This window comes from Demequina sediminis, assembly GCF_039545075.1.
In the GTDB taxonomy this organism is placed as follows: domain Bacteria; phylum Actinomycetota; class Actinomycetes; order Actinomycetales; family Demequinaceae; genus Demequina; species Demequina sediminis.
Genome location: NZ_BAABRR010000002.1, coordinates 125,959 through 138,112 on the forward strand (window position 1 = coordinate 125,959; position 12,154 = coordinate 138,112).

At 72.1% G+C, this 12,154-nt stretch carries 10 protein-coding genes; 6 read left to right on the forward strand and 4 right to left on the reverse strand.

The features are described from left to right. The 3 genes from mfd to ABEA62_RS02615 are packed head-to-tail and all read right to left on the reverse strand — an operon-like array spanning nt 1 to nt 4,758. Complete coding sequence (mfd, locus tag ABEA62_RS02605; RefSeq protein WP_425557949.1) at nt 1-3,531, reverse strand: transcription-repair coupling factor; 3,531 nt, start codon at nt 3,529-3,531, stop codon at nt 1-3. Nucleotides 3,532-3,580: 49 nt separating this feature from the next. Further along, a complete protein-coding gene (mtnN, locus tag ABEA62_RS02610; protein WP_286214001.1) occupies nt 3,581-4,291 on the reverse strand; it encodes a 5'-methylthioadenosine/S-adenosylhomocysteine nucleosidase in 711 nt (236 codons plus the stop codon). Beyond that, nucleotides 4,288-4,758 (reverse strand): S-ribosylhomocysteine lyase, encoded by a 471-nt coding sequence (locus tag ABEA62_RS02615; RefSeq protein ID WP_425557950.1) that lies wholly within the window; start codon nt 4,756-4,758, stop codon nt 4,288-4,290. The genes mtnN and ABEA62_RS02615 overlap by 4 nt, the downstream gene beginning before the upstream one ends. A 141-nt stretch (nt 4,759-4,899) precedes the next feature. Here ABEA62_RS02615 and ABEA62_RS02620 point away from each other — a divergent pair, with 141 nt between their 5' ends. The 6 genes from ABEA62_RS02620 to ABEA62_RS02645 are packed head-to-tail and all read left to right on the forward strand — an operon-like array spanning nt 4,900 to nt 10,672. Beyond that, nucleotides 4,900-6,369, forward strand: coding sequence for an adenosylhomocysteinase (locus ABEA62_RS02620; RefSeq protein ID WP_286214002.1), 1,470 nt, complete (start codon nt 4,900-4,902; stop codon nt 6,367-6,369). After that, a complete protein-coding gene (locus ABEA62_RS02625) occupies nt 6,366-7,691 on the forward strand; it encodes an amidohydrolase family protein (protein ID WP_286214003.1) in 1,326 nt (441 codons plus the stop codon). Before ABEA62_RS02620 ends, ABEA62_RS02625 begins: the two co-directional genes overlap by 4 nt. After that, entirely contained in the window at nt 7,688-8,128 is a 441-nt protein-coding gene (locus ABEA62_RS02630; protein WP_286214004.1) for a cupin domain-containing protein, read from the forward strand. The genes ABEA62_RS02625 and ABEA62_RS02630 overlap by 4 nt, the downstream gene beginning before the upstream one ends. Nucleotides 8,129-8,185: 57 nt before the next feature. Further along, complete coding sequence (locus tag ABEA62_RS02635) at nt 8,186-9,043, forward strand: ABC transporter substrate-binding protein (protein ID WP_286214005.1); 858 nt, start codon at nt 8,186-8,188, stop codon at nt 9,041-9,043. A 7-nt stretch (nt 9,044-9,050) separates the two neighbouring features. Next, on the forward strand, nt 9,051-9,911 hold the full coding sequence (locus tag ABEA62_RS02640; protein WP_286214007.1) for an amino acid ABC transporter permease: 861 nt from the start codon (nt 9,051-9,053) through the stop codon (nt 9,909-9,911). Then, nucleotides 9,908-10,672, forward strand: coding sequence for an amino acid ABC transporter ATP-binding protein (locus ABEA62_RS02645; RefSeq protein ID WP_286214009.1), 765 nt, complete (start codon nt 9,908-9,910; stop codon nt 10,670-10,672). Before ABEA62_RS02640 ends, ABEA62_RS02645 begins: the two co-directional genes overlap by 4 nt. Nucleotides 10,673-10,709: 37 nt before the next feature. Here ABEA62_RS02645 and ABEA62_RS02650 read toward each other — a convergent pair whose 3' ends face one another. Further along, entirely contained in the window at nt 10,710-12,137 is a 1,428-nt protein-coding gene (locus ABEA62_RS02650; protein ID WP_286214010.1) for an HNH endonuclease signature motif containing protein, read from the reverse strand. Between the last annotated feature and the right edge of the window lie 17 nt (nt 12,138-12,154).

Here is a 12,154-nt window from a genome sequence, read left to right on the forward strand (position 1 = left end):
TCATCCTAATGTCGCCGCGCTGGGCAGCTGCGCGCGCGTCGCCTGGAGGACCGTGCGCACCCAGTCGAGCACGTCGAGCCCCTCGACCGGCTTTCCTCCCACGCGGGCCGTCATCGGCGCGGGGACCAGCGCCTGACGCACCGCAGGCTTCAGCAGGGTGCCAGGGAACAGCCGCGTGAGGCGCATCGCCGCGGAGTCGGGCAGCTCGAGCGGGCTGAACCGGATGTAGCGGCCCTGCGCGACCACATCGTGGATGCCCGCGGCGCGCAGCTCGAGGCGCAGCCGCGCGACCGCGAGCAGGTTGGACACGGGCTCGGGGAGCGTGCCGTAGCGGTCGTCGAGCTCCTCCTCGATGCCGGCGAGCGCCTCCTCGGAGTCCGCGTCGGCGATCTTCCGGTACGCCTCGAGGCGCAGCCGCTCGTGCTCGATGTACTCGGTGGGCAGGTGCGCGTCGATCGGCAGGTCCACCGTCATCGGCGCCCGCTCCTCCTCGCCCTCGCCGCGGAAGCCCGCCACCGCCTCCCCCACCATGCGGATGTAGAGGTCGAAGCCCACGCCCTCGATGTGCCCCGACTGCTCGGCGCCCAGCAGGTTGCCCGCGCCGCGGATCTCGAGGTCCTTCATCGCGACGGCCATGCCCGAGCCCAGGTCCGTGTTGGCGGCGATGGTCTGGAGGCGGTCGTGCGCGGTCTCGGTGAGTGTGCGCTCGGGCGGGTAGAGGAAGTATGCGTACGCGCGTTCGCGGCCGCGACCCACGCGACCGCGCAGCTGGTGCAGCTGCGACAACCCGAAGGCGTCCGCGCGCTCGACGATCAGGGTGTTGGCATTCGAGATGTCGAGTCCCGTCTCGACGATCGTCGTGCACACGAGGACGTCGTACTTCTTGTCGTAGTAGTCGACGATCACCTGCTCGAGCTGCTTCTCGCTCATCTGACCGTGAGCGACGGCGACGCGCGCCTCGGGGACCAGCTCGCCGATCTTGAGGGCGGCGCGCGCGATGGACTTCACGGAGTTGTGGATGTAGAAGACCTGACCGTCGCGCAGCAGTTCGCGGCGGATCGCGGCAATCACCTGCGCGTCCTCGTGGGGACCCACATACGTGAGGATCGGGTGGCGCTCCTCGGGAGGGGTCGCGAGGGTCGACATCTCGCGGATGCCCGTCACGGCCATCTCGAGCGTGCGCGGGATGGGCGTAGCCGACATCGCGAGCACGTCGACGTCCGTGCGCAGCGCCTTGAGCGTCTCCTTGTGCTCGACGCCGAAGCGCTGCTCCTCGTCGATGACGATCAACCCCAGGTCCTTGAAGCGCACGGATCCCGTGATGAGGCGGTGGGTGCCGATCACCAGGTCGATCGTGCCGTCCGCGAGGCCAGCGATGACCTCCTTGGCCTCCTTGTCGGACTGGAAGCGCGACAGCGCGGCGATCTTCACGGGGAACTGGGCGAAGCGCTCGGTGAAGGTGTCGACGTGCTGCTTGACGAGCAGCGTGGTGGGACACAGCACCGCGACCTGCGTGCCGTCCTGGATGGCCTTGAACGCCGCCCTCACTGCGACCTCGGTCTTGCCGAATCCCACGTCGCCACACACGAGACGGTCCATGGGGACGGCCTTCTCCATGTCCTCCTTGACCTCGTCGATGGTCGACAACTGGTCAGGGGTCTCGACGAACGGGAAGGACTCCTCGAGCTCGCGCTGCCACGGCGTGTCCGGGCCGAACTCGCGGCCCTTGGTCGCCATGCGCGCGCTGTAGAGGCGGATCAGCTCGGCGGCGATCTCCTTGATCGCCTTGCGCGCCCTGCCCTTGGTCTTGGCCCAGTCGGCGCCGCCCATCTTGTTGACCGAGGGCGCCTCCCCGCCCACGTACTTGGTGACCAGGTCCAGCTGGTCCGTGGGGACCGACAGGCGGTCACCGGGGCCGCCGCGCTTGGACGGCGCGTACTCGATCACCAGGTACTCGCGCTCAACGCCGCGCACCGTGCGCTTGGTGAGCTCGACGAACCGGCCGACGCCGTGGCCCTCGTGCACCACGAAGTCGCCCGGCCGCAGCTGCAGCGGGTCCACGACCGCACGGCGCCGCGACGCGGTCTTCACCTTGGGCCCTGCGGCCGTCGCGGCGCGGCCGGTGAGGTCGCTCTCGTGGAGCACCATCAGCCGCGACTCGGCCACCTGGAAGCCGCCGCCGTCGACGTTGGCGAGCACCGCGACCACGCCGTCCCCCGCATCGTCCCCGTGCGCGGCGAGGCGCGCCGGAAGGTCGTGTTCGGCGCACTGTTCGACCGTGCGCTGCGCGCTGCCAGGGCTCGCCGCGACGATCACGACGCGCCACCCGTCCGCAAGTCGCGCGCGCACCGCATCGAGCGCCGCGGCGAGGCGGCCGCGGTGGTCCTCGACCTCGGCGATGCCCGACTCGACCGCTCCGGCCGCGCCGAAAGGGCCCACGGAGGTCCACCCGAGGCCGCGGTCCTCGGCGCCGTCGCGCAGCTCCTCGAGGGAGAGGAACGCGGCGTCAGCCTCGATGGGGGCGTCGGCGCCCGCGGTCGCACTCACCCATGCCGCCGCCAGGAACTCCTGCGCGGTGCGCTGCAGGTCCTCGGCGCGGCGCGCGAGTCGCTCGGGCTCGATCGCGACCACGCGCGTGTCGCGCGGCAGGACGTCGGTGAGCGCCTGCAGGCGCGTGAGCAGCGCGGGGATGAGCGACTCCATGCCCTCGACCGCGTGGCCGTCCGCGATGCGCGCGAGCAGGTCCGCGGCGGCGGGGATGCGGTCCACGAGCGTCGCGGCGCGCGCCCGCACGTCCTCGGTCAGCAGCAGCTCGCGGCACGGCGGCGCCCACAGCCGGTCGACGTCGGCCAGCGAGCGCTGGTCCGCGACGGAGAACGAGCGCAGCGACTCGACCTCGTCGCCGAAGAACTCGACGCGCACCGGATGGGGGTCGGTGGGAGGGAAGACGTCGACGATTCCGCCGCGCACGGCGAACTCCCCGCGCCGCTCGACCATGTCGACGCGCGTGTAGGCGGCATCCGCGAGCGCCGCGGTGAGCTCCGTCAGGTCGCGCACGTCCCCCACGCGCAGCAGCACCGGCTCGAGGTCCGCGATGCCCGGCACGAGCGGCTGGATCGCAGCGCGCAGCGGCGCCACGACGATGCGCGGGGTCGGCAGGCCGCTCTCGGCCTCGGCACGCTCGGGGTGGACCAGTCGACGCAGCGTCGCGAGGCGCCGCGCGACGGTGTCCGAGCGCGGGCTGAGCCGCTCGTGCGGAAGCGTCTCCCACGAGGGGAACAGCGCGACGGTGCGCGGGTCGACGTAGGCGGACAGCGCCGCGGCGAGCTTCTCCGCGTCGCCGCCGGTCGCGGTGATCGCGAGCAGCGGACCCTCGCCGTCCGCGGCCGCGCGCGCGAGCAGCGGCGCGGCGGCCACCGTGGGGGCCTGCACATGGGCGACCTCGCCCAGGCGCGCATCGGCCCAGTCTCCGAGCAGCGGGGCGAGGGGCGCGGCGGGCACGGTTGTGGTCACAGGGGTCCTCCAGGGCATGCCGAACGACCGGAAACGTCCGGCACCGCCATCCTACGAGCCCCCGCGGTCAGGCCAGGGCGCCCTCCTGCGCCGCGCGCGCGAGGACATCGAGCGTCGCGCGTGCCGATCGTGCCGCGGCGTCGTCGAGGTGCTCGTCGAACTCGACCCCGCCGTCGCCCTGACACATGTCGGAGACGCAGCGCACGGACAGGAAGGGGATGCCTGCACTGGCGGCCACCTGCGACACCGCGGCGGACTCCATGTCGGTCGCGATGACCTTCGGGAAGCGCTCGCGAATGAGATCGACGGACTCGGCGACCGCGAAGGCGTTGGCGGAGGCCAGATAGCCCTTCTTCGCCCCCGCGGCAACCGCCAGCTCGACCAGCCGCTCGTCGGACTCATGGAACTCGGCATGGCCGGGCACCTGGCCGTATTCGTAGCCGACGGACGTCGAGTCGGCCGACCAGTCCAGCGAGCAGCACGGTGCGACGATGTCACCCACCTGGACGTGCCCAGGGATGCCTCCGCACGTGCCGGCGGACACGATCACGGAGGGCGCGATCCCGCCGATCACGCCGTGGGCGACCAGGGCCGTCGCGCGTGCCGCGGCGACCATGCCGATGCGGGTGACCACCAGCAGGTAGGTGAGCTCGCCCGACGTGACGATCCACGCATCGTCGGGCGAGTTCAGTCCCTCGTGGTGATCGGCGAGATCGAGAAAGGCCTGCGCCTCCTCGGGCATCGCGACCAGGACGGCCGGCATGATGGGCGCGCTCACCGCATGACGTCCAGCAGCTCGGACTCGTGGGCGGCGAACGCCGTGATCGCCTCGCGCATCGCCGCGAGCGAGTGGTGCGCGCCCCAGCCACACTGGACCTCGTTGGCGGCGGGAACCGCATCGAGCGTGAGCATCTCGGCGATCGTCGCCAACACGAGGTCCCTGATGGCTTCGGGCGTGTGATCACCGCTCATGATCAGGTAGAAGCCCGTCTGGCAGCCCATGGGGCCGAAGTCGATGACGTCCGCGCTGTGGCGACGCACGCACTCCGCAAACGCGTGCTCGATCGAATGGACCGCGGGCATATCCAGGTGCGCGACGTTGGGTTGGGTAAAGCGAACATCGAACTTGGTCAGCACGTCGCCGTGAGGCAACTCCTTGCGGTCGGCCAGCCGAATGAACGGCGCGGCCACCGCGGTGTGATCGAGGTTGAACGACTCGACGTTCATCCTTGGCATGTCTGTCACGGGAAGGCTCCTTGCACGGGGGGCGGCGGTCCGACGCTTCGCCTGCATGACATTCATCGTCGGCGCCGCCGGACATTCGAGGGTAATGCGGGTGGGGGTGTGGACGCGAGCGGTCCCCCGCGGCGCTCCTAGACTTTGGCCATGACCGATCCGCACGCCACCGCCGAGCGGATCCTCCGCCGCTTCGCCCGCGAGACCAACCTGCTGATCGCCGGCCGGCCGGTCCGCGTGAGCGCCGAGTCCGAGGACACCACCGTTGCCCTCGCCGTCGCGAGGATGGCCCGCGCGCTCGGCGCCGTGCTCGTGGAGGACGATGCCGAGGGTCCCGACGTGCTCGACATCGAGGTGCGCGGGGACGATGCCTCGCTCGCCCTGGGCGGGCGGCCGCTGGCCTCGCGAGGAGATGCCGCCGGCAGGCTCGACTTCGCGCGCGCCCACATGCCCGTCTCGACGGCGCTGGCCGCCGAGCTCGCGAGCGCGGGCACCGTGGCCGGGCTCAGGATCGGGGTGTCGATGACCCTCGAGCCCAAGACCGCGAACCTCGCGCTGCTGCTGCGCGACGCAGGGGCCGACGTGTCCGTGTACGCCCACCCCGACGAGACCGACCCCGAGGTGGCAGATGCCCTGCGCAAGCGCGGCGTGACCGTCGATGCGGACGCGACGCTCGCGGGCGACGCGGAGCGCGAGGCCGCCCTCGCCTGGCTGCACCGCGGCTACGACGTCGTGGTCGACGACGGCAGCCACCTGGTGCGGCTCGCGCACGAGTCAGCGCCCGAGCTCGTCGCGGCATGGATCGGGGTGACCGAGGAGACGACCTCGGGACTCGCACCGCTGCGGACCATGAGCCGCGTCGGGGTGCTCGCGACCCCCGTGATCGCGGTCAACGACGCCGCGACCAAGACCGGCTTCGACAACCGCTACGGCACGGGTCAGAGCTGCGTGTTCGCGATCGCCGACCTCATCGAGCACGTAGACGCGACCGTGCGCGACGTCCCCGTCCTCGTGATCGGCTACGGGCCGGTGGGCGAGGGCGTCGCGGCGCACCTCGACGCGCTCGGCGCGCACGTGAGCGTCGCCGAGGCCGATCCCCTGCGCGCGCTGCTGGCCGCGCACGACGGCTTCGCGGTGGGACGGGCCGCGGACCTTGTGCAGGGGGCGCTCGTGATCTCGTGCACGGGCGTCGCGCACACCATCACGCGGGACCTGCTCGAGGCGGCGGCGATCGTCGCGGTCGCGGGCGGCGTGCCCGACGAGGTCGACCTCGATGGCGCGGACCTCGAGCCCGTGACGCTGGGGCCGACGCGGATCCCTCACCTCGACCTCGACCTCGCGACCGACACCCTGGTGCTCGACCGCGGGGGTTGCATCAACGTCACCGCGGCCGAGGGCAACCCGATCGAGATCATGGATCTGTCCTTCGCGACGCAGTTCGCGGCGATTCGCCACCTGGTCGAGTTCCGGCCCGGCGTGGGTGTCCACGCGCTGCCCGAGCCCGCGGTGTCCCACGTGGCCGCGGTTGCGGCCCGCGAGCGCGGCATCGTCCTCTCGCCCGCCCGCCGCACCGCCGCCGACTCCGACTGGCGCTCGCGCCGCTACCGGAGCGCCCGATGAGCGACGTCACGCTGTACTCCGCCGCGCTCGTGGTGCCCGTCACCGCGCCTCCCATCCTCGACGGCGCGATCGCGGTGCGCGACGGCCGCATCCTGCACGTGGGCGAGCGCCACTGGGTCGCGGGCTCCCTCGCCGAGCGTGGCCTCGACGCTCGCCACGTGCACTGGCCCGGCGTCCTCATCCCCGGGCTCGTCAATGCGCACACGCACCTGCAGTACACGGGCATGGCCGAGGTCGGACGCGGCTCCTACCAGGGATTCGACGACTGGGCGCGCGCCTTTAACCCGGTCTACGCGCACCCGCACGACTGGGCCGCCGACGCCGCGACCGGTGCACGGCTGGCCCTTGAGGCCGGCACCACCGCGGTCGCGGACGTCGTGACGGACCTCGAGGCGATGCGCGCGCTGCACGACGCCGGCCTGCACGGCATCACCTACTGGGAGGTCATCGACTGGACCAACGAGGAGTGGGTCGCCCGCGGCAGGGACCAGGTCGAGGCCGCGCTCGCGGCACTGCCCTCGCCTCCCGGCACCGGGCTGTCCCCGCATGCGCCCTACTCGCTCGAGATCGCGCCGCTGCTCGAGATCCCCGACATCGTCCGCGAGCGCGGCAGCCGCCTCCACATTCACCTGGGCGAGTCGGCCATCGAGCGCGAGTTCCAGCATGCCGCGTCCGACGCCGACGCGGTCGCCGAGCCCTGGCACGCCCGCGGCCTCACGAGCCTCGCCGACCTGCGCCAGGCGGGCTACGGCACGTCCGCGACGGACTACGTGGATCACCTCGGGGTCCTCGGCCCGGACTGCCACATCGCTCACGGCGTCTACATGACCGAGTCCGACCGCGCGATCCTGCGCGCGCGCGGAACGTCGGTCGCGCTGTGCCCGCGCTCGAACGCGGTCATCGGCCTCGACGAGCCTCCCGTCGCGGCCTACCTCACCGAGGGCAGCCCGATCGCGGTGGGCACGGATTCACTGTCGAGCTCCCCGAGCCTCGACCTCTTGGCCGACGTCGCGGAGCTCCACCGGATCGCCCGCGCCCAGGGATACCGCGGCGCGGACCTGCCCGAGCGGCTCATCGCGGCCGCGACGCTGGGCGGCGCCCGCGCGATGGGTCTTCACGTGGGACCCGATCGCACGGGGTATTTGGCGGTAGGAGCGCGCGCGGACCTCACCTTCCTCGACGTGCCGGTCGCGAATGCGGCCGATGCGCTGGCGGAGGTGGCCGCGGCGGGCGAGGGCCGCGCGGCGGCCACCGTGATCTCCGGTCGGGTGCGAGCCGCGCGCCCGGCCTTCACCGAGCAGACGGGAGCGTCCCCCGCATGACCGCCATCCCCACCACCGCGCGCGTCCTGGGCCTCGAGGCCCACCCCGAGGGCGGCTGGTTTCGCCGCACCTACACCGCCTCTCACCACGTGGTCACCCCCGGTGGCGCGCGGCCCGCGGCGACCTGCATCCACTACCTGCTGACTCCCGGCGAGGTGAGCGCGTGGCACGTCGTGAGCTCGGACGAGTTGTGGCTCTGGCACGGACCGGGCGCGCTCGAGGTGAGCCTGGGCGGCGACGGCGAGCACCCCTCCGACTCTCCCGTGTCCGTGACGCTCGGCCCCGACCTCGCGTCGGGCCACGTGGCGCAGTGCCTGGTGCCCGCGGGAACGTGGCAGTCGGCGCGCCTCACGGACGACGCCGAGGCGCTCGTGAGTTGCATGGTGTCCCCCGGCTTCGACTTCGCGGATTGGCGCCTCGCGTCGCGGCTAGAATGATCCCGCGCGGCCACGGGCGCCGCGCCTCCCACCCCCTTTTCCTTCCAAGGAGCAACCATGAATACCCGTGTGCGTGCCACCCTCTTCGCGACCGCCTCTCTGTCCGCGGTGATGATGGCCGGCTGCTCCTCATCGGCCGAGGAGACGCCGTCGCCGTCCGCCTCCGCTCCCGCCGCCGAGGCCGCCCTCGAGACCCTCACCGAGGGCAAGCTCACGATCGCCACCGGCGAGCCCGCGTACGAGCCCTGGGTGATCGGCGACGCCCCCGAGTCCGGTGAGGGCTTCGAGGCCGCCGTGGCCTACGCCGTCGCGGAGGAGCTGGGCTTCGCGGCCGAGGACGTCGTGTGGGTCCGCTCGGCCTTCGACGCCGCGATCGCGCCCGGCGCCAAGGACTGGGACCTCAACATCCAGCAGTTCTCGGTCACCGAGGAGCGCGCGCAGGCCGTCGACTTCTCGAGCCCCTACTACGTCACGTCGCAGGCGCTCGTCGCGGTCGACGGCAGCCCCGCGGCGGAAGCCTCCTCGATCGCCGACCTCACGGGTTCGACCGTCGGCGTCGCCGTGGGCACCACCTCCTACACCGTGGCCGCCGAGGCGCTCGGCGAGGACAACCTCTCCGTCTACAACTCGGTTGCGGATGTCGTGGGTGCGCTCAACGCGGGCCAGATCGACGCCTTCGTGACGGACCTGCCCGGCGCGTTCTATTCGGCCTACGTCGAGGTCGAGAACGGCACGATCGTGGGCCAGTTCGAGGGCACCGAGGGCGGCGACGAGTTCGCGTTCGTGCTTCCCAAGGGCTCCGCGCTGACCACCGCCGTCACCGCGGCCGTCGACGCCCTGCGCGAGGACGGCACGCTCGCGGCGCTCGAGACCGAGTGGCTGTCCGAGGCCGCCGGCGTCCCCGTCCTGCAGTAGTCGCACGATGACGGACCGGACGGCAGCGTGGCAGCCGAGCGCGCTCGAACTCGATCGCAGGCTTCACCGCAGGCGCGCCTCGCGCCGTTCGGTCCTCATCGCGCTGGTCTCGACGGTCGCCTTCGCGGCGATCGCGGGCTGGCTCGTGGTGACCTCTCCCAATTGGGAGGCGGTGCGCCAGACGTTCTTCAACGTCGAGATTGCGGCGGAGTCCTTCCCCCGCATCCTTGAGGGCCTGTGGCTCAACATCCGGGTGCTGTTTTTCGCGACCATCGTCGTCGCGATCGTGGGCACGCTCTTGGCCGTGATGAGGTCGCTGCGCGGGCCGGTGTTCTTCCCCGTGCGCGCTCTCGCGACCGGCTACACGGATCTCTTCCGCGGCCTGCCCGTGCTGATCGTGCTGTACCTCGTGGGCTTCGGCATTCCGGGGCTCAACCCCGAGGTGCGCATCCCGGTCGCCGTGCTCGGCACGATAGCGATTTCGCTGTGCTACTCGGCGTACGTCGCCGAGGTGCTGCGCGCGGGCATGGAAGCCGTCCACCCGTCGCAGCGCGTCGCGGCGCGGTCGCTGGGCCTGTCCCATGCCAAGACCCTGCGCCTCGTGGTCATCCCGCAGGCGCTGCGCAAGGTGGTGCCCGCGCTCATGAACGACTTCGTGTCGATGCAGAAGGACGTGGGCCTGATCTCCGTGCTCGGCGCGGTCGACGCGATTCGCCAGGCGCAGATCGTGCAGGCGACGACTTACAATTTCACGCCCTACGTGGTCGCCGGGCTCCTGTTCGTCGCGCTCAGCTTCCCGATGATCCGTCTCACCGACCACGTCTCCGCGCGCATGGCCACGCGAGAGCAGACGGGAGGCACCGTATGACCGCCGCCCACCCCTCCGCCGCCCACGCGACAGTCCTCGAGCTGCAGGGCGTTCACAAGCTCTTCGGCGACAACCACGTGCTGCGTGGGGTCGACCTCGAGATCGCGAGCCACGAGGTGGTCGTGGTGATCGGCGCCTCGGGCTCGGGCAAGTCCACGCTCATGCGCACGATCAACCTCATCGAGAGGTTCGACGACGGCCGCATCCTCCTCAGCGGGGACGACATCACCGACCCCGCGGTCGACGTCGACAAGGTGCGAGCGCGCATCGGCGTGGTCTTCCAGCACTTCAACCTGTTCCCGCACATGCGCGTGATCGACAACGTCACGCTCGCGGCCCGCAAGGTCCACGGGATCGCTCCCGATGTCGCACGCGACCGCGCGATCGGGCTGCTCGAGACCTTCGGCCTCGGCGACAAGGTCCGCGACTACCCCGACCGGCTGTCCGGCGGTCAGCAGCAGCGCGTGGCGATCGTGCGCGCGATCATGACCGATCCCGAACTCCTGCTGCTCGACGAGATCACCTCGGCCCTCGACCCCATGCTCGTGGGCGAGGTGCTCGACCTCGTGCGCGACCTCAAGAACCAGGGCTCGACGATTCTCATGGCGACGCACGAGATGTCCTTCGCACGCTCCGTCGCCGACCGCATCGTCTTCATGCACGGCGGACGCCCCCTCGAGACCGGCACCCCCGAGCAGATCTTCGACGCGCCCCGCGAGCCCGAGACCCGCGAGTTCCTCGCGCGCATCACGCACCGTTAGGTCGCGGCACGCGTCCGTCTCGGTTGGCCGCGTCGCCCTATGTGCGCCTCACGCCCAGCGTGTCGAGGCGCGGCGACGTCACCCGGTCGAGCCTGACGCGCGCCTGGTAGCCCTGACGTGGGGTGCGCCGCGGGTCCACAGCGGCCGGAGGCACGAACTCGGGGCTCCCCCGCCTCCAGCGGATCGCCCACCCCTCGCGATGGATCCAGTGGTGACACCCGACGCACAGCATGATCCCGTCGCGCACGTTCGTCAGCCCGCCGTACTGCCACTCGTGGAGGTGGTGCACGTCGCAGAAGCGCGGCGGCGCTCCGCAGAACGCGCAGCCCCTGTCCCGCTCGGCGATCGCGCGGCGCTGCGCGGCGGTGAACAGACGCTTGGCGCGGCCGTGGTCGAGGATCTCGGAGCCCATCCCGAGCACGGTCGGCACCACCTCCGCGTCGACCGCGTGCCTGCGCAGCACGCCCACGGGGATCGGCATCGTGATGCCGTCCACCGTGCCGTAGCCGTCGCCCGCCCGCAGGTCCGCAAGCGACACGCGAATCGACACCGTGGTCCTCACGGCATCGTGGGGCTGGCGGCAACCCGTCGCGTGCCGCCCCAGCCAGCCGAGCGCGTCGGCGCGCAGTTGCGCGGTGGTGGGGCGATCTCCAGCATCCTGCCCGCCCACACCGTCATCTCGACGCGCCCGCAGCGCGTGCGCGACGTAACCGTCCACCGCCGCCATCAGCGGGGCGGCCGTCAGCGGATCGAGCATCGCGGACACGAAGACCATGCCGTTGGCCTCCTCGCGAAACGACGCGAGGCGCGACGCGTGCAGCTCCTCGTAGTTCTCCTCGGCCACGCGAGCCGGCGTGAGCCCGGCCTCGAGCTGCGCCACCAGCGCGCGCACCGAGCGCAGCGGTAGCGCCACCGCCCTGTCGACAGCGACCCGCTCGACGCGCGCGAGCGGCTGGCGCCCGAGCGGCGTCGCGCGCACCGCGGCATCCACGGGCACCCCGTCGCCGTCGCACGCGTCCGGATGGCGCATCAGCACCCCGCGCAGGAGCACGAACGCATCGGGGCTGAGGTGGCGCTCGCGCGCCGCCCACGCCAGGTGAGGCAGCACGGCGGCCCCGCCGGGGGCATCGTCCACCCGCCCCTCGAGCGCCGTGCCCAGGACGCGCAGCCGCTCGGCCTCCGCGACCGTCCCGCCCGTGAGGCTCGCGACGAGCTGATCCGAGCCGCGAAAGCCGCGCCGACGCGCCAGCCCGCTCGCGCCCTGACCGGAACGCGCGCCGACCTCCGCCGTGACCCGCGCGAGCATGAGGTCGACCTCGCGACGGCGGTCGACCAGATCACGCGCGAGCGCGGTGAGGTCCCAGTCCGTGAGGTCGCCCGCCGCGTCGACGCGCGCGCGCAGTGCCTCGCGGACGTCGAGCGCACCGCGTGCGTCGCGCACCTCCGGCACCGCCATCGTGGTCATGGAACAAGTCCATCACC